Genomic DNA, 17,475 nt, shown 5'->3' with positions numbered 1-17,475 from the left:
GGGCTGCGCGGGCGTCCTCAGCCCGGGTCCGCCCCGAGCGCGACGGGGCGCTCGGGGTCGCTCACCCACTCCGACCACGACCCCGGGTAGAGGACCGCGGGGATCCCCGCCAGGTCCAGGGCGAGGAGGGTGTGCGCCGCGGTGACCCCGCTGCCGCAGTAGACGCCGACGGCGCCGGCGTCCCCCGCCGGGGAACCCGCCCCGAGCGCGGCGAAGCGCTCGCGCAGGACCGCGGGGGCCCGGAACCGCCCGTCGGCCTCGACGTTGTCCGCGGTGGGGGCGTTGAGCGCACCGGGGACGTGCCCGGCCACCGGGTCCACCGGCTCGACCTCGCCGCGGTAGCGCTCGGGTGCGCGGGCGTCGAGGAGGATCCCGCTCCGCGCCAGGGCGGCGGCCCCCGCGGCGTCGAGCACCGGCAGGGACCCCGCCCGCACGACGACGTCGCCGGGCGCGGGCCGGGGGACCTCGGTGCTCAGGGGCCCACCCGCCGCCGTCCAGGCCGCGAGCCCGCCGTCGAGGACGCGGACCCCGCGCAACCCCGCCCAGCGCAGGACCCACCACCCGCGCGCGGCGCTGGTCGAGGTCGCGGCGTCGTGGACCACGACGGGCGTGTCCGCCGACACCCCCGCCGCGCGCAGGACCTCCTGCAGCGCAGCCGGGTCGGGCAGCGGGTGGCGGCCCTCGCCGACGGCGCGCGGGCGCGACAGCTGCGTCTCCAGGTCCAGGTGCACCGCCCCGGGCAGGTGCCCGCGGGCGTACTCCTGCGCGCTGTCGGGCCCCCCGAGGGACCACCGCACGTCCAGCACCACCGGGGGGCGGGGACCGGCGAGCTCGGCCCGCAGGTCCTCGACGCTGATCAGGGCCATGGCCGCGACGCTACAGTCGCGGCGTGCGGCGCTGGTCCGAGGTCCCTCTCCTGCGTCGGGTCGAACCCTTCGTCCTCGCCGTCCTCGGCGCCGTCGCGGTCGCCGCGCTGCTGCCGGCCGGGGGTGCGCTCGCCACCGCGTTCTCCGGGGGCACCACCGTCGGGGTGGGGGTGCTGTTCCTGCTCTACGGCGCGCGCACGGCGCCGGCCGAGGCGGTGGCGGGGCTGCGGGACTGGCGGTTGCAGGGCGCCGTGGCGGCCACGACCTACCTGCTGTTCCCGCTCCTGGGGCTGGGTCTGACCCTGCTGGTGGGGCCGCTGCTGGACGCGGGCCTGGTCGCGGGGCTGCTGTTCCTCAGCGTCCTGCCCTCCACCGTGCAGTCCTGCGTGGCGTTCACCGCGACGGCGCGCGGGAACGTCACGGGTGCGGTCGTCGCCGCGACGGCCTCCAACCTCGCCGGGATCGGGCTCACCCCGCTCCTGGTCGCCGCGCTGCTGGGGTCCTCCGGGGCGGGCCCGGACGCCGGCGCGGTGGGGCGGATCGTCCTGCAGCTGCTCGTCCCGTTCCTCCTGGGCCTGGGGCTCGGCCGGTGGATCGGCGGCTGGGTGCGCGCCCACCGGCGGCCGCTGACCCTGCTGGACCGCGCCGTCATCGTCGCCGTCGTCTACGCGGCCTTCAGCCGCGGTGTGCGGCAGGGGGTGTGGGGCGAGGTGGGCGCGGGGGAGGTGGCGGTGGTCCTCGGCTGCGCCGCGCTGCTGCTGAGCGCCGTCCTGGCCGCGGCGTGGTGGGCGCCGGTGCGCTGGGGGGCCACCCGCGCCGACCGGGTGACCACGGTGTTCTGCGGGTCCACCAAGTCGCTGGCCACCGGGCTGCCGATGGCGTCGGTGCTGTTCCCCCCGCACGTGGTGGGGCTGGTGGCGCTACCGGTCATCCTCTACCACCCGCTCCAGATCGCGGTCTGCTCCGCCCTCGCCGCCCGGCTCGGACGGGGCGGCGGGGCCGCGGTGGCGCTCCAGCGGTGATTCGCCGAACTCGACGTGCACCCGCTCGAAACCCTTGTGCCGCTGCGCCTGGGCGATGCGGGTGTAGGCGCGCTGGTCACCCTCGGTGAGTTCCACGGCGTCGGTGAAGGGGGTCAGCAGCGCCCGCGGGTACAGCCGCCGCACCCGGACCACGTCGGCCTCCACGCAGAGCACGACGACGCAGGAGGTGATGAACAGGAAGGCGATGAGGCCCAGGACGGCGGTGAAGACCTGGTTGGAGACGCTGGCGCGCTCGCTGACGAGGTTGACCAGGCCCTGCCCGAACCGCTGCAGGAACTGCCACAGCACGGCCATGGTCAGGGCGCCGGGGAGGACGGTGGTGATCGGGGGGCGGTGCGCCACGGCCAGCCAGAACGCCATGGTGAACCCGACGGCGGCCAGGACGGTGTAGCCGAGCCTCGACGCCCAGCGCAGGACGCCGTCGTCGACGAAGACGTCGGCCAGGACGACGTTGAGCACGGTGGTGCCGACGACGAACAACCCCGCCGTCACCATGAGCAGCAGGCTGCGCAGCCGCGCCTTGAACGGGTTCGGCCGCTCGTTGCGGGGGACGCCCCAGGCGATGTTGGTGGCGTTCTGGACGGCCAGCCCCACCCCCAGCGACCCGTAGAGCGCACCGGCGATGCCGATGGCCAGGCCCGCCCCGCCCCCGCCGAGGGAACCGGGGTCGCCGACCTCCTGGCCGAGCACGGGGATCTGGGTGACGGCCGAGTCCAGGACCGCCTGCTGCGCACCGGGGTTCCCGGCCAGGACGTACCCGAGGATCGTGGAGAGCAGCAGCAGCAGCGGGACGAGGCTCAGCAGCCCGTAGTAGGCGACGAGGGCGGCGAGGTAGGGCCCCTGGTCCTCGAAGAACTTGTAGACCACGGCCAGCGGGTAGCTGACGACGGGGTGCCGGCGCTGGAACCCGTCCAGCCGCGAGACGACCGACATCGACCGCTGTCTCCCCGCTGTCCGCCCGGATGTGCCGCGACGAGGGTACGGGGCGGGGGTCAGCGCTGCACGCGCGCCCGCACCGCGGCCGTCACCGCCGCCCAGACCCGGCTGCCGGGGTCGATGACCGAGAAGTGGTCGCCCTCCTCCTCCACGACCGTGACGTCGTCACCGGCTGCGACGGCGGCGGCGGCGAAGCGGCGGGAGGCGTCGAGCAGGTCGGGGTCATCGGAGCGGCAGCAGACCACGACCAGCGGTGAGCCGACGGGGACGCGGGCCAGCGGGGAGGAGGCGGCGTAGACCTCCGGCCGCTCCTGCGGGGTGCCGCCCAGGGCGGCGGCGACGGCGCCCTCGCTCAGGGCGCGGGCGTGGATGGAGTGCAGGTCCAGGCACCCGGCCAGCGACACCGTCAGCGCGGGCCGGACCCGCGCGGGGCCGGTCGCGGCCCCCGCCGGCCCCCCGCCCGCCCGGTCGGCGGCGAGGCGGGTCACCAGCTGCCCCCCGGCGGAGTGGCCCAGGAGCACCACGCGGTCGAGGTCCAGGCCGGCGTCCAGGTCGGCGTCGAGGTCGGCGAGCGCCGAGAGGGCGGCGTCGACGTCGGCGGTGGTGGCGTCCCAGCCGTGGCGGTCCGGGCGGCGGTACTCCACGTTCCAGGTGGCGAAGCCGCGTCGGGTGAGGTCCACGGCCGCGGCGGTGGTGGTGTCGGCGTCCCAGCGGGAGCGCCAGTAGCCGCCGTGGACGAGGACGGCGATGGGGAAGGGGCCCGGGCCGGGGGGCAGGCGCAGCTCGCCGTGCTGGTCGGGGTCGGGTCCGTAGGGGCGGCGGGTGCCGGGGGCGGTGGCGTGGAAGTACCAGTCGTCGACGGCGAAGCGCAGCCCGCCGGTGCCGCGGTGGCGGACGTGGCGCCGGAGGCAGGTGGAGCGGTCCGGGGCGCGGGGGTCGAGGTCGAGGCGCACCGCGGTGGCCCCCAGCCGGGGCAGGAGACCGCCGAGGAGGTCGTCGGCGGGGGTGTCGTCGCCGGCGATCAGCAGGAACTCGCCGCCGGCGGCGGCGGAGCGCAGGTGCGCGGCGAAGCCCTCCTCGTCGGCGCTGAGGAGCAGGTCGCCGTCGGCGCCGCGGGCGGCCAGCGCCGCGGCGAACGTCTCGCGCCCGGTGACCGACCCGGTCAGGACGCCGGGGGCGGCGACCGCGGTGAGCCTCACGAGCCGATCTCGGTGCGCACGGCGTACAGCTCGGGGAAGAAGGTGAGGTCCAGGGCCCGGGCCAGGAAGCCCACCCCGGAGGAGCCGCCGGTGCCGCGCTTGAAGCCGATGGTGCGCTCGACGGTCTTGAGGTGGCGGAAGCGCCAGAGCTGGAAGTTCTCCTCCAGGTCGACGAGCTCCTCGCAGGCCTCGTACTCGGTCCAGTAGCGCTGGGCGTCCTCGTAGATGACGCGGAACGTGGCGACGAGGGCGGGGGTGTGGACGTGGGCCTTGGTGACGTCGCGCTCCAGCAGCTCGGCCGGGACGTCGTGCCCGCGCCGGGCCAGGTGGCGCAGGAACTCGTCGTAGAGGCTGGGGGCCTCCAGCAGCTCCGTCAGCTGCGCGTGCCCGGGCCCGTCGTGGGCGAAGACGTCCAGCATCTTCGCGTTCTTGTTGCCCAGGGCGAACTCCACGGCGCGGTACTGCTGGCTCTGGAAGCCGGAGGAGTTGGCCAGGAAGCCGCGGAACTGCGCGTACTCGGTGGGAGTCAGGGTCGCCAGGACCGACCACTGCTCGGTGAGGGTGCGCTGGATGTGCTTGACCCGGGCGATGTTCTTCAGCGCCGTCTTGAGGTCGTCGGCGGCGATGGCGCGCATGGCCGAGCGCAGCTCGTGCAGGACGAGCTTGAGCCACAGCTCGCTGGTCTGGTGCTGGACGATGAAGAGCAGCTCGTCGTGGTGCTCGGGGGTGGAGAGGGGGTGCTGGGCGGCGAGCAGCTCGTCCAGGTGCAGGTACTCCCCGTAGGACATCTCGCGGGTGAAGTCGGTGACGACGCCCGCCTCGACCTCGCGCGTGTTCTCCTCCGCCGTACCGCTCACCGGGCGACCTCCACGATCTCCTGCAGGGCGAGGATCCCGTCCAGGATCTCGGTGAAGCTGGTCGAGAGCGGGGCCAGCCCGATCCGGATGCCGTCGGGGGCGCGGAAGTCGGGGACCACGCCCCGGCTCCACAGCGCCGCGTTCACCTCGCGGAAGTCCTCGCGGCGCAGCGTGACGTGCCCGCCGCGGCGGGCCGGGTCGCGGGGGGTGGCCACGGTGACGCCGTGCGGGGCGAGCAGCTCGTCGGCCAGCTCCAGGGCGAAGGCGGTCAGCTGCACCGACTTCGCGCGCACCGCGCCGATCCCGGCCCGCTCCAGCTGCTCCACCCCGGCCCGCACGGGGACCATGGCGACGACGGGCGGGGTGCCGGAGATGAGCTGGCGCACGCTCGGGTCGGGCTGGTAGCCGGAGCCCATGGCGAAGGGGTCGGCGTGGCCCATCCAGCCCTGCACGGGCTGGCGCAGCGCCCCCGGGTGGTCGCCCTGGTGGCGGGTGGCGAGGTAGGCGAAGGCCGGTGCCCCGGGACCGCCGTTGAGGTACTTGTAGGTGCAGCCGACGGCGAGGTCGACGCCCCAGGCGTCCAGGGCGAGGTCCACCGAGCCCACCGAGTGCGAGAGGTCCCACAGGACCAGCGCCCCGGCCTCGTGGGCGAGGGCGGTGATCGCGGCGGCGTCGGCGAGGTGCCCGGAGCGGTAGGCGACGTGGCTGAAGGTCGCCAGCGCGGTGCGCGGGCCGAGCGCGGCGGCGACCTGCTCGGGGGTGATCCCGGCGGCGGGGTCGGTCTCGACCCAGCGCAGGGTGCTCCCGGTCTCGGCGGCGATCCCCTCCAGGACGAAGCGGTCGGTGGGGAAGTTGTCGGTGTCGCAGACGACCTCGTCGCGGCCCTGCGCGCGGGCGGCGGCGAGGGCGGCGCGGACCAGCTTGTAGAAGAGGACGGTGGTGGAGTCGGCGACGACGGTCTGCCCGGGGGCGGCGCCGAGGGCGGCGCGCCCGATGCGGTCGCCCAGGTCGGTCGGCCAGTCCATCCAGCCCCCGGTGCCGGCGATGCCCGCGGTGACGTCGGTCCCCGCGGTGACGTCGGTGCCCTCGGTCCAGCCCTGGATGAGGCGCCCGCCCCACTCCTCGCGCAGGAAGGTCTGCACGGACTCCAGGGTCCGCTTCAGCGGCCGGCCCAGGGAGTTGCCGTCCAGGTAGGCGCTCACCCCCGGGGCGGCGTCGAGGAGGAACTCCTCGCGGAAGCCCGCCAGCGGATCGGCCGCGTCGAGCTCGCCCGCCCGGGCCCGCAGGGTTGACGTCACGGTGTCTCCTCGTCTCGCGGGACCACCGGTGCGGTCCTCCGGCCACGAGTGTCCCCGACCGCCGCTCCTCCCGGGGCCGCCGGGCCCCGGGTCCCCGGCGCGTCGCCGCGACGTCACGGTCCGGTGCCGGTCGGCACGGGGAGTGGCGCGCCGACACCGATCCGCCGCGCGATGTCCGCGCTGCGGGTTAGTGTCGATCGCATCCACCCAGAGGGGAGATGCGCCATGACGGAGCCCCAGCGCCGCTTCGGCGGCGGAGGTGAGCGGGACGCCCGCCACCTGACCGCGCTCGAGGAGCAGCTCGGAGCCGCCCGGACCCGACTCGCCCAGGTCAGCGCCCAGAACGACCGCCTCGCCACCACCCTGCGCGAGGCGCGGGACCAGATCGTCGCGCTGAAGGCGGAGGTCGACCGCCTCGGGCAGCCGCCCGCGCAGTTCGCGACGTTCCTGGAGGCCACCGGGGAGGGGACGGCGGACATCGTCTCGGCCGGCCGGCGGATGCGGGTCGCGGTCAGCCCCGCGATCGACCTCGCCACCCTCCGCCCCGGCCAGGACGTGATGGTCAACGAGGCCATGAACGTCGTCGCCGCCTTCGACTACGAGCGCACCGGCGAGCTGGCCTCGGTCAAGGAGGTCCTGCCCGACGGGCGGGTGCTGGTGCTCGCGCGCGCCGACGAGGAGCGCGTGGTGCGCCTGGCCGGGCCCCTGCTGGACGGGCCGCTGCGCGTCGGGGACTCCCTGACGGTGGACACCCGTTCCGGCTTCGCCTTCGAGCGCATCCCCAAGGCCGAGGTCGAGGAGCTGGTGCTGGAGGAGGTGCCGGACATCGACTACGAGGACATCGGTGGCCTGGGGCCGCAGATCGAGGCGATCCGCGACGCGGTGGAGCTGCCCTTCCTGCACGCGGACCTGTTCCGCGAGCACGGGTTGCGTCCCCCCAAGGGCATCCTGCTCTACGGCCCGCCCGGGTGCGGGAAGACGCTCATCGCCAAGGCGGTCGCGAACTCGCTGGCCAAGAAGGCGGCGGAGCTGCGGGGGGAGAGCCAGGCCAAGAGCTACTTCCTCAACATCAAGGGCCCGGAGCTGCTGAACAAGTACGTCGGGGAGACCGAGCGCCACATCCGGCTGATCTTCGCCCGGGCGCGGGAGAAGGCCAGCGGCGGCACGCCGGTGGTCGTCTTCTTCGACGAGATGGAGTCGCTGTTCCGCACCCGCGGGTCGGGGGTGTCCTCCGACGTCGAGACGACGATCGTGCCGCAGCTGCTGAGCGAGCTGGACGGCGTGGAGCGGCTGGAGAACGTCATCGTCATCGGCGCCTCCAACCGCGAGGACATGATCGACCCCGCGATCCTGCGCCCGGGGCGCCTGGACGTGAAGATCAAGATCGAGCGTCCCGACGCGGAGAGCGCGGGGCAGATCTTCGCGAAGTACCTCACCCCGGACCTGCCGCTGCACGCGGAGGACGTCGCGGTGAACGGCGGCACGAAGCAGGCCACCGTGGACGCGATGATCCGGGCCACGGTGGAGCGCATGTACACCGAGACCGAGGAGAACGAGTTCCTCGAGGTGACCTACGCCGGGGGCGACAAGGAGGTCCTGTACTACAAGGACTTCAACTCCGGCGCGATGATCCAGAACATCGTGGACCGCGCGAAGAAGATGGCCATCAAGGACCTGCTCACCCTGGGCCAGAAGGGCGTGCGGGTGGACCACCTGATGAGCGCCTGCGTCGACGAGTTCAAGGAGAACGAGGACCTCCCCAACACGACGAACCCCGACGACTGGGCGCGGATCTCGGGCAAGAAGGGGGAGCGGATCGTCTTCATCCGCACCCTGATGCAGGGCAAGAAGGGCACCGAGGCCGGCCGCTCGATCGACACGGTCGCCAACACGGGGCAGTACCTCTAACCGCCCCCGAGGCGCTCCCCGTCCCGTCGCCGCGGGCCGCACCCCCTCACGCGGAGGGGGTGCGGCCCGCGGTGGCGTCGGGGTGCGGGTCCTCCCACCAGCCGGGCCAGGCCGCCAGCAGCGCCCGGGTGTCGGGGACGAAGGGCCACCCGGGGTCCTCCAGGCGCCGGCGCAGGGTGGCGGTGTCCTCCCACCACGCCCGCGCGACCTCGCTGGGCTGCAGGGTGAGGGGACGGCCGTCCCAGCGGGCCTCGTAGACGTGGGCCAGGTAGTGGGCGGTGTCGTCGCGGTACCAGCGGGTCAGGACGGGGCGCAGCTCCGCGTCGATCCCGAGCTCCTCGCGCAGCTCCCGGTGGGCGGCGTCGAGGGGGTCCTCCCCGGCGTCGACGACCCCGCCGGCGAGGCAGTCGTGGGCGCCGGGGTTGAGGTCCTTGGTGGTGGTGCGGCGGTGGACGAGGACGCGCCCGCGCCCGCCCGGCGTCCCGTCCCGCAGCAGCACCCCGGTGGCGGCGTGGGGCAGGTTGCGGGCGCGGACCTCCCGGCGCGGGGCGCGGCCGGTGACGCGCCCGGCGTCGTCGGCCGGGTCGTAGAGGTCCACGAGTTCCTCACCGGGGCTGCTCACCCGCCGCAGGTTAGGCGGGGGTGGCCGGGGTGCGACCCAGGGGGGATGCGGAGGTGGCGAAGACCTCACCCTGAGGAGGACTCGCGCGGGGGTGCCAAGGCCTAGGGTGACCGCGTGCCCGCCGCCTCCACCAGTCCGCGCCCGTCCCGGCGTCTCCTCCGATCCCCCCTCCTCCGCGCCTCTTCCGCTGCGGCGGTGGGGGTCACCGTCCTGGTGGTCGCGGCGGGGTGCGGTTCCGACGACGAGCCGGTGACGAGCACGGCGGCCGTGGCGCGCGGCGACGTCGCCGAGGTCGTCGACGCCCCGGGGACGGTGCAGCCGCGGGCCTCCGCGGTCGTGAAGGCCCCCGCGGCGGGGACGGTGGCGACGCTGCTGGTGGCCGACGGGCAGCAGGTCGCGGCGGGCGACGTGCTCATGACGATCGACTCCCCCTCGGCGGAGGCGAACCTGGAGCAGGCCGAGGCCGCCGACGCGGAGGCGGCCTCCTCGGCCTCCTCGGGGTCCTCGGCGAGGAGCTCCTCGCAGGTGGCGGCCCAGCAGCGGCGGGCGGCGGCGGACGCGCAGGCGCGCTTCGCCGAGGCCGAGCAGCAGGCCCAGGCCATCGCCGACCCGGCGGCGCGCGCCGCGGCCCTGGCCGCGGTGCAGTCCTCGCGCACGCAGTACCAGCTGCTGTCCTCCCAGACGCAGGCGCTGGTGGACCAGGTGAACTCCGGGCTGGGCAACCTGGACTCCGCGGTGGAGTCGCTGGGGCAGGCCCAGCGGGTGCAGACGCGGGCCGCGGTGGCCGCGGCGCGGGCCACGGTGGACGCCCTGACGGTGAAGGCCCCGATCTCGGGGAAGGTGTCGCTGGCCGCCACCGGCGGGGCGGGCTCGCCCGCCCTGCCCGCGGGCGCGGAGCAGCTGCTGGCCGGTTCCGGGGTGCAGGTCCCCCAGGGCGCGCTGGGCGGCGGGGACGCCGGGGCGGCGGGAGCCCCGGTGCTGGCGCAGGGGGCGGCGGTGGCCGCGGGCTCGACGGTGCTCAGCGTGATCGACGCCTCCACGCTCAGCCTGACCGCCGACGTCGACGAGACCGACGTGCTCTCGGTGCAGCCGGGGGTCGCGGCGGACGTGACGGTCGACGCGGTGGCGGGGGCGCGCTACCGCGCCACGGTGACCAGCGTGGACCCCACCGCCCGGGGCGGTGGCGGGGGCGCGGTGACGTACACGGTGCGGCTGAGCTACGACGGCGGGACCGGCCCGGACGGGGAGCCGGCGGCGACCCCGCTGCCGGGGATGTCCGCGTCGGTCTCGCTGGTGGTGCGCAGCGTCACCGACGTCGTGGAGGTCCCGGCGTCGGCGCTGGTGCGGGCGGGGGCGCAGAACGGCTCCCCGGACTCGGACACGGTGTGGGTCGTCTCCGGGGGCGAGGCCCAGCGCCGCGAGGTCGTCGTGGGCGTGCGCGGGGACTCCGACGTGGAGATCACCGACGGGCTCGCGGCGGGCGAGGAGATCGTCACCCAGGGCGCGGCCGACGTCACCCCGGGGCAGCGGATCCCGTGACCGGACCGGGCCCGAGCCTCCCGCGGACCCGCGAGGAGCCCCACGACCAGACCCACGACCAGACCCACGACCAGACCCACGACCAGGAGCACGCGCTGACCCCCGCTCCCGAGGCGCGCCCGGCGGCGCGCGCGGCCGCCATCGAGGCGGTCGAGGTGACCCGGTCCTACCGGTTCGGCGACACCACCGTGGACGCGCTGCGCGGGGTCAGCTTCACCGTGGCCGAGGGGGAGTACACCGCGATCGTGGGCCCCAGCGGTTCGGGGAAGTCGACGCTGATGCACCTGCTGGGCTGCCTGGACCGGCCCACCTCGGGGGTCCTGCGGGTCGGCGGCCGCGACGTCGCCACCCTCTCCGACGCGGAGCTGGCCCAGCTGCGCAACCAGGAGATCGGGTTCGTCTTCCAGGCCTTCCAGCTGCTCCCGCGCTCCAGCGCGATGGACAACGTGGCCCTGCCGCTGCTGTACCGCGGGGTGAAGGCGCCCGAGCGCCGGGAGCTGGCGGCGGCGGCGCTGCGGTCGGTGAACCTGGGGCACCGCCTCACCCACCGGCCCACCCAGATGTCCGGCGGTGAGCAGCAGCGGGTGGCGATCGCGCGGGCCCTGGTGGGGAGCCCGCGGATCCTGCTGGCCGACGAGCCGACGGGCAACCTGGACACGAAGAACGGCGCGGAGGTCATGCGCATCCTCGAGGAGCTGAACTCCGAGCGCGGGGTGGCGGTGGTCCTGGTCACCCACGACGACGAGGTGGCCGCCCGCGCCCGGCGGCAGGTGCGGGTCCGCGACGGCCTCATCGAGCGCGACACCGCGGCGGGAGGCGGGGCGTGAAGGGCTTCGAAGCGTTCCGCGTCGCCCTCGACGCGCTGCGCGGCAACCGGGTGCGCAGCCTGCTGACGATGCTGGGCATCATCATCGGCATCGCCGCCGTCATCGTCGTCGTCTCCATCGGCTCCGGGGCCCGCAACCAGATCGAGTCGCAGGTCGAGGGGCTGGGCTCCAACCTCATCCTCGTCGTCCCGGGACAGTTCAACACCAACGACTTCTCCTCCAACGGCCCCGCCACCTCGACGATGCAGATCGGCGACGGCCGGGTGCTGGCCGACGTCGTCGGCGACGAGGACGCCGTCACGGCCCGGATCTCCTCCGGGGCGCAGGTGCGGGCGGGCTCGGTGGAGCGGTTCGTCACCGTCCAGGGCGCGGACCAGAACCTGCCGCGGGTCCTGAACCGCCCCGTCGCGGAGGGGCAGTACTTCACCTCCGTCGACGTCGACGCCCGCCGGCGGGTGGCGGTCCTGGGCTCGCAGGCCGCGACGAACCTCTTCCCCGGGACGGACCCGGTGGGCCGCCAGGTGACCGTCTCCGGCACCCGGTTCCAGGTCATCGGGGTGCTGGAGGAGCAGGGCGAGAGCTTCGGGGTCTCGCAGGACAACGAGATCCACGTCCCGATCACGACGGCGCAGCGCCTCCTCGGCATCGACCGCGTCGACGCGTTCGCGGTGAGGGCGCCCTCGGCCGACGTCGTGCCGCAGCTGTCGGAGCGGCTGTGGCGGGCGATGAAGGCGGAGTACCCCGACCAGACCTTCAGCGCCGTGACCCAGACGCAGATCCTCGGGGTCATCGGCCAGATCCTCGGCCTGCTCACCGCGGTGCTGGCCGCCATCGCGGGGATCTCGCTGCTCGTGGGCGGGGTGGGGGTGTCGAACATCATGCTCGTCTCGGTGCGCGAGCGGACCCGCGAGATCGGGTTGCGCAAGGCGCTGGGGGCGCGCCAGCGCGACGTCCTGGTCCAGTTCCTCGTCGAGGCCGTCCTGCTCACCACCGTCGGCGGCCTCATCGGCATCGTCATCGGGGTGGCGGGGTCGTTGGCGGTGGACCGGCTCTCCCCGCTGCCGGCGAGCATCGAGTGGTGGAGCCCGGTGGTCGCCTTCGTCGTCTCCGCCGGCGTCGGGATCTTCTTCGGGGTGTTCCCCGCCCGGCGGGCCGGGCGCCTGGACCCGGTGGTGGCGCTGCGCACGGAGTGACCTGCGTAGGGTCGACACCATGACGGTGCGGCGCGTGACAGGGATCGAGACCGAGTACGGCATCTCGGTGCCGGGGGACCCGGGCGCCAACCCGATGCTGCTCTCGGCCCAGGTCGTCAACGCCTACGCCGCCCCGGCGACGGGGTCGATGCGCTCCTCCCTGGCCGGGGCGGGCGGGGGCTCGCGCGCCCGCTGGGACTACGAGGACGAGGCCCCGCTGCGCGACGCGCGCGGCTTCGAGCTGGACCGGGCCCGGGCCCACCCCTCCCAGCTGACCGACGCCCCCGGCCGGGCGGCGGGGACGCGGCGCGCGGCGCCCAACGCCTCCGACGTGGTGAGCGCCGAGACCGAGGACCCGACGATGGCCAACGTCATCCTCACCAACGGGGCGCGCTTCTACGTCGACCACGCCCACCCGGAGTACTCCTCCCCGGAGGTCCTCACCCCCCGCGACGCGGTGCTGTGGGACCGGGCGGGGGAGCTGATCCTGCTCGAGGCGCTGCGCCGGGTCGCCGCGACCCCGGGGCTGACGCCGGTGACCATCTACAAGAACAACACCGACGGCAAGGGCGCCTCCTACGGCACCCACGAGAACTACCTCATGAACCGCTCCACGGCCTTCGGCGACGTCGTGCGCCACCTCACGCCGTTCTTCGTCTCCCGCCAGGTCTTCACCGGCGCCGGGCGCGTCGGCATCGGCCAGGACTCCGCCGTGCCCGGGTTCCAGATCAGCCAGCGGGCGGACTTCTTCGAGGTCGAGGTGGGGCTGGAGACCACCATGAAGCGGCCCATCATCAACACCCGCGACGAGCCGCACGCCACGGCCGAGAAGTACCGCCGGCTGCACGTCATCGTCGGCGACGCCACGATGTGCGAGGTCGCGACGCTGCTGAAGGTCGGCACGACCTCGCTGGTGCTCTCGATGCTGGAGGCGGGGGCGCTGGCGGGCGGGCCGGCGGGGGACCTGCTGCTCGCGGAGCCGGTGCGGGCCCTGCACGAGGTGTCCCACGACCCGGGCCTGACCCACCTGGTGCGGCTGCGCGACGGGCGCCGCATGACGGCGGTGCAGCTGCAGCGGGCCTACCTGGAGGCGGCGCAGGCCTTCGTCGCCGACCGCTACGGCGACGACGTCGACGCCGACACCGCCGAGGTCCTGCTGCGCTGGGAGCAGGTCCTGGCGAAGCTGGAGACCGACGTGTTCTCCGCCGCGCGCGAGGTCGACTGGGTCGCGAAGCTGCGGCTGCTGGAGGGCTACCGCTCCCGCGACGGGCTGGACTGGGACCACGCCCGCCTGGCCGCGGTGGACCTGCAGTGGTCCGACGTGCGCCCGGAGAAGGGGCTGTACCTCAAGCTGGCCGAACGGGGCCAGGTCGAGCGCCTGCTGGACCCCGAGGCCGTGCGGCGCGCCGTGTCGCACCCGCCCACCGACACCCGCGCCTACTTCCGCGGGGAGTGCCTGGCCCGCTACGGCCCGCGGGTCGCCGCCGCCAGCTGGGACTCGGTGATCTTCGACGTCGCCGGGCGCGGGGCCCTGCAGCGGGTCCCCACCCTGGAGCCGCTGCGGGGGACCCGCGAGCACGTCGGGGCCCTGCTGGACCGCTGCGAGACCGCCGAGGAGCTCGTCGCCGCGCTCACCGGCTCCTGAGGACCCCGCCGCGGGACCGCGCCACCCCGCCGCGGGGGCCCCGAACCCCGGCGGTGCGGGCGCGCGGGGGTTAGTGTCGGAGCACGAGCCGGGTCGCAGGACCCGGAGCGACCCGAGCCGTCAGGGGGAGCCAGCGATGTCTGGACACGAGCAGCAGCGCCCGAGCCGCCGCGAGGAGGACGTGGAGGAGACTCCCGTCGTCCCCGCCCAGGCCGGGGCCCAGGCCAAGGAGAGCGACGCCGACGTCGACGCCCTGCTCGACGAGATCGACGAGGTCCTGGAGTCCAACTCCGAGGAGTTCGTCCGCGGCTTCGTCCAGAAGGGCGGGCAGTAGCCCCTCCGGGTCCCGCACCCCCTCGGGCCCTCCCGCACCCTCCCGGCGCGCGCCGGGGGTGGCGGGTAGGGTCCGGGAGGTGAGCCACTCCAGCGATCAGTCAGGCCGGTTGCCCGCCGCGTTCCTGCGGCCCGGTTCCTCGTCCTTCACCGACTTCGTGCGCGAGTACTCCCCCGAGATCCTCCCCGCGACGCGCACCCTGCCCGCCGCGGCGGCGCTGCCCGGGGGCGGTCCCGGAGCCGGTGAGCCCCCGCACGCCACGACCATCGTCGCGCTCGTCTTCGCCGACGGGGTCGTCATGGCCGGTGACCGCCGCGCCACCGCCGGGCCGATGATCGCCCAGCGCGACATCCAGAAGGTCTTCCAGACCGACGAGCACTCCTGCGCCGGGATCGCCGGCACCGCGGGGCTGGCGGTGGAGATGATCCGCCTGTTCCAGGTCGAGCTGGAGCACTTCGAGAAGCTCGAGGGGACGCTGATGTCCTTCGAGGGCAAGGCCAACCGGCTCTCCACGATGATCCGCGCGAACCTCGGCATGGCCATGCAGGGCCTGGCCGTGGTCCCGCTGTTCGCCGGCTACGACCTCGACGCCGGTCGCGGGCGCATCGTGGGCTACGACATCACCGGCGGCCGCTCGGAGGAGCACGACCACCACACCGTGGGGTCGGGCTCGCTCTTCGCGCGCGGGTCGCTGAAGAAGCTGTACCGGCCCGGGATGAGCGAGGCGGAGACGGTCCGGGTCGCCCTCGAGGCGCTGTGGGACGCCGCCGACGACGACTCCGCCACCGGCGGCCCGGACCTGCTGCGCAAGATCTGGCCCGTCGTGGGCGTCACCACCGCCGAGGGCTACCGCCGGGTGCCCGACGCCGAGCTCGAACCCGTCGTGGAGGCCGTCGTCGCCGGGCGGCGCGGCAACCCCGGCGGCAACCCCGGCATCAGCGCTGTCCACGGCGACGGAGGGAACTGACCGTGAGCACCCCGTTCTACGTCTCGCCCGAGCAGCTCATGAAGGACAAGGCCGACTACGCGCGCAAGGGCATCGCCCGCGGGCGCGCCGTGGTCGTCCTCGCCCACGCCGACGGGATCGCCTTCGTCTCCGAGAACGCCTCCCGCGCGCTGCACAAGATCTCCGAGATCTACGACCGCGTCGCCTTCGCCGCGGTCGGCAAGTACAACGAGTTCGAGAACCTGCGGGTGGCCGGGGTGCGCTACGCCGACGTGCGCGGCTACTCCTACGACCGCTCCGACGTCACCGCCCGCGGGCTGGCCAACGCCTACGCCCAGACCCTCGGGGCGATCTTCACCACCGAGTCCAAGCCCTACGAGGTCGAGCTCGTCGTCGCCGAGGTCGGCCGCCGTCCCGAGACCGACCAGATCTACCGCCTCACCTACGACGGGTCCGTCGCCGACGAGCACGGCTTCGTCGCCATGGGGGGCTCCGCGGACCAGATCTCGGCCAAGCTGCGCGAGCGCTGGCACGCCGGGCTGACCCTGGCGGAGGCCCTGCGCCTGGCCGTGGAGGCGCTCGGCTCCGACGCCGCCGCCGAGGCCGCGGGCACCGGGCCCCGAGAGATCGCCCCCGACCACCTCGAGGTCGCGGTCCTGGACCGCACCCGCGAGCGCCGCACGTTCCGCCGCCTCAGCGGCCCGGTGCTGGCCGGGTTGCTGGCCGGGACCGGCTGAGACCCCGCCCCCGCGGGCTCGCGCGGCCCGTCCCGGGTCCTCCCGGGGCGGGCCGTCCCCGCGGCTCGACGCGTTCGCTGCGCCGCGCGGGGCCCGAGTGCATAGGGTGGGGAGATGGATCGCCGGATCTTCGGACTGGAGACCGAGTTCGGTGTCACCTGCGCGTTCGAGGGGCAGCGCAAGCTGTCGCCCGACGAGGTGGCCCGGTACTTGTTCCGCAAGGTCGTGTCGTGGGGCCGTTCGAGCAACGTGTTCCTCAAGAACGGTGCGCGCCTCTACCTCGACGTGGGTTCGCACCCCGAGTACGCCACCCCCGAGTGCGACGACGTGCGTCAGCTCGTCGTGCACGACCGGGCGGGGGAGCGGACCCTGGAGGGCCTGCTCACCGACGCCGAGCGCCGGCTGGAGGAGGAGGGGATCGCCGGGGAGGTGTTCCTCTTCAAGAACAACACCGACTCCGCGGGCAACTCCTACGGCTGCCACGAGAACTACCTGGTGTCGCGGCACGGGGAGTTCGGCAAGCTCTCCGACGTCCTCATCCCGTTCCTGGTCTCGCGACAGCTCATCGTGGGGGCCGGGAAGGTCGTGCAGACCCCGCGCGGGGCGGTGTACTCGCTCTCGCAGCGGGCCGACCACATCTGGGAGGGCGTCTCCAGCGCGACGACGCGCAGCCGGCCCATCATCAACACCCGCGACGAGCCGCACGCCGACGCCGAGCGCTACCGGCGCCTGCACGTCATCGTCGGCGACTCCAACATGTCCGAGACGACGACGATGCTCAAGCTCGGCGCGACCGACCTCGTCCTGCGGATGGTCGAGGAGGGGGTGGTCCTGCGCGAGATGACGATGGAGAACCCGATCCGCGCGATCCGGGAGATCAGCCACGACATGACCGGGCGCAAGCCCGTCCGCCTCGCCAACGGCCGCGAGGCCAGCGCGCTGGAGATCCAGGAGGAGTACCTGGAGAAGGCCAAGGAGTTCGTCGAGTCGCGGGGCTTGCAGACACCCACGATCAAGCGGGTCCTGGACCTGTGGGAACGGGCGCTGCGGGCGGTGGCCACCCAGGACTTCTCCCTGGTGGACCGCGAGGTGGACTGGGTGATCAAGAAGAAGCTGCTGGACCGGTACATGGCCAAGCACGACCTGCCGCTGACCTCCCCGCGCATCGCCCGCCTCGACCTCGCCTACCACGACATCCACCGCAAGCGCGGGCTGCACTACATGCTGGCCGAGCGCGGGATGGCCGAGCGGGTCTGCTCCGACATCGAGGTGTTCGAGGCGCTCAGCGTCCCCCCGCAGACGACCCGCGCGAAGCTGCGCGGGGACTTCGTGCGCGCGGCGCAGGAGAAGCGCCGCGACTTCACCGTGGACTGGGTGCACCTCAAGCTCAACGACCAGGCCCAGCGGACGGTGCTGTGCAAGGACCCCTTCAAGGCCGTCGACGACCGGGTGGAACGGCTCATCGACAGCATGTGACGGCTGCCCAGCGATCGCCCAGGGTCGGCGGTTAGGGTGAGTCAGTTCG

15 protein-coding genes and 1 pseudogene are annotated in these 17,475 nt (G+C 74.4%); 10 read left to right on the top strand and 6 right to left on the bottom strand.

Translation table 11 applies throughout. The features are described from left to right. Positions 1 to 17: 17 nt before the first annotated feature. Positions 18 to 866 carry a sulfurtransferase gene (locus KRAD_RS01765; protein ID WP_011981515.1) on the bottom strand — a complete coding sequence of 283 codons (849 nt, stop codon included), beginning with the start codon at positions 864 to 866 and terminating at the stop codon, positions 18 to 20. 23 nt (positions 867 to 889) lie between these two features. Here KRAD_RS01765 and KRAD_RS01760 point away from each other — a divergent pair, with 23 nt between their 5' ends. Further along, positions 890 to 1,888 (top strand): bile acid:sodium symporter family protein, encoded by a 999-nt coding sequence (locus tag KRAD_RS01760; RefSeq protein ID WP_011981514.1) that lies wholly within the window; start codon positions 890 to 892, stop codon positions 1,886 to 1,888. On the opposite strand, the gene KRAD_RS01755 is transcribed toward KRAD_RS01760, so the two are convergent. The 4 genes from KRAD_RS01755 to KRAD_RS01740 are packed head-to-tail and all read right to left on the bottom strand — an operon-like array spanning position 1,787 to position 6,199. Next, positions 1,787 to 2,842: a YihY/virulence factor BrkB family protein gene (locus KRAD_RS01755; protein ID WP_011981513.1), complete on the bottom strand. Its 1,056-nt coding sequence runs from the start codon at positions 2,840 to 2,842 to the stop codon at positions 1,787 to 1,789. The genes KRAD_RS01760 and KRAD_RS01755 overlap by 102 nt on opposite strands. A 59-nt stretch (positions 2,843 to 2,901) precedes the next feature. Beyond that, positions 2,902 to 4,044 carry an alpha/beta hydrolase family protein gene (locus KRAD_RS01750; protein ID WP_011981512.1) on the bottom strand — a complete coding sequence of 381 codons (1,143 nt, stop codon included), beginning with the start codon at positions 4,042 to 4,044 and terminating at the stop codon, positions 2,902 to 2,904. Further along, entirely contained in the window at positions 4,041 to 4,901 is an 861-nt protein-coding gene (gene kynA / locus KRAD_RS01745) for a tryptophan 2,3-dioxygenase (RefSeq protein WP_011981511.1), read from the bottom strand. Before kynA ends, KRAD_RS01750 begins: the two co-directional genes overlap by 4 nt. Further along, positions 4,898 to 6,199 (bottom strand): kynureninase, encoded by a 1,302-nt coding sequence (locus tag KRAD_RS01740; RefSeq protein WP_011981510.1) that lies wholly within the window; start codon positions 6,197 to 6,199, stop codon positions 4,898 to 4,900. The genes kynA and KRAD_RS01740 overlap by 4 nt, the downstream gene beginning before the upstream one ends. A gap of 273 nt (positions 6,200 to 6,472) precedes the next feature. Here KRAD_RS01740 and arc point away from each other — a divergent pair. Beyond that, positions 6,473 to 8,107: pseudogene (gene arc / locus KRAD_RS01735) on the top strand (proteasome ATPase); the annotation flags it as partial. Between the two features lie 46 nt (positions 8,108 to 8,153). Here arc and KRAD_RS01730 read toward each other — a convergent pair. Beyond that, entirely contained in the window at positions 8,154 to 8,729 is a 576-nt protein-coding gene (locus KRAD_RS01730) for an NUDIX hydrolase (RefSeq protein WP_203417473.1), read from the bottom strand. Between the two features lie 195 nt (positions 8,730 to 8,924). On the opposite strand from KRAD_RS01730, the gene KRAD_RS01725 reads away from it, so the two are divergent. The 8 genes from KRAD_RS01725 to pafA all read left to right on the top strand — a co-directional run bounded on the left by KRAD_RS01725 (position 8,925) and on the right by pafA (position 17,426). After that, on the top strand, positions 8,925 to 10,268 hold the full coding sequence (locus tag KRAD_RS01725; protein ID WP_049821037.1) for an efflux RND transporter periplasmic adaptor subunit: 1,344 nt from the start codon (positions 8,925 to 8,927) through the stop codon (positions 10,266 to 10,268). A gap of 95 nt (positions 10,269 to 10,363) precedes the next feature. After that, entirely contained in the window at positions 10,364 to 11,095 is a 732-nt protein-coding gene (locus KRAD_RS01720; protein ID WP_049821388.1) for an ABC transporter ATP-binding protein, read from the top strand. Beyond that, positions 11,092 to 12,288 (top strand): ABC transporter permease, encoded by a 1,197-nt coding sequence (locus tag KRAD_RS01715; protein WP_011981505.1) that lies wholly within the window; start codon positions 11,092 to 11,094, stop codon positions 12,286 to 12,288. Before KRAD_RS01720 ends, KRAD_RS01715 begins: the two co-directional genes overlap by 4 nt. A 19-nt stretch (positions 12,289 to 12,307) precedes the next feature. After that, positions 12,308 to 13,933 carry a depupylase/deamidase Dop gene (dop, locus tag KRAD_RS01710; protein ID WP_011981504.1) on the top strand — a complete coding sequence of 542 codons (1,626 nt, stop codon included), beginning with the start codon at positions 12,308 to 12,310 and terminating at the stop codon, positions 13,931 to 13,933. A 136-nt stretch (positions 13,934 to 14,069) separates the two neighbouring features. Further along, entirely contained in the window at positions 14,070 to 14,267 is a 198-nt protein-coding gene (locus KRAD_RS01705; protein ID WP_011981503.1) for a ubiquitin-like protein Pup, read from the top strand. A 79-nt stretch (positions 14,268 to 14,346) separates the two neighbouring features. Next, the gene (prcB, locus tag KRAD_RS01700) at positions 14,347 to 15,234 is read left to right on the top strand and encodes a proteasome subunit beta (RefSeq protein ID WP_049821036.1); all 888 of its coding nucleotides are present in this window, start codon (positions 14,347 to 14,349) and stop codon (positions 15,232 to 15,234) included. 2 nt (positions 15,235 to 15,236) lie between these two features. Beyond that, the gene (gene prcA, locus KRAD_RS01695; RefSeq protein WP_011981501.1) at positions 15,237 to 15,950 is read left to right on the top strand and encodes a proteasome subunit alpha; all 714 of its coding nucleotides are present in this window, start codon (positions 15,237 to 15,239) and stop codon (positions 15,948 to 15,950) included. Between the two features lie 114 nt (positions 15,951 to 16,064). Next, positions 16,065 to 17,426 (top strand): Pup--protein ligase, encoded by a 1,362-nt coding sequence (gene pafA, locus KRAD_RS01690; protein WP_011981500.1) that lies wholly within the window; start codon positions 16,065 to 16,067, stop codon positions 17,424 to 17,426. Positions 17,427 to 17,475: the final 49 nt, after the last annotated feature.

Origin of the sequence: Kineococcus radiotolerans SRS30216 = ATCC BAA-149, from assembly GCF_000017305.1 — a bacterium.
In the GTDB taxonomy this organism is placed as follows: Bacteria; Actinomycetota; Actinomycetes; order Actinomycetales; family Kineococcaceae; genus Kineococcus; species Kineococcus radiotolerans.
This window is presented reverse-complemented; position numbering and strand designations above follow the sequence as displayed.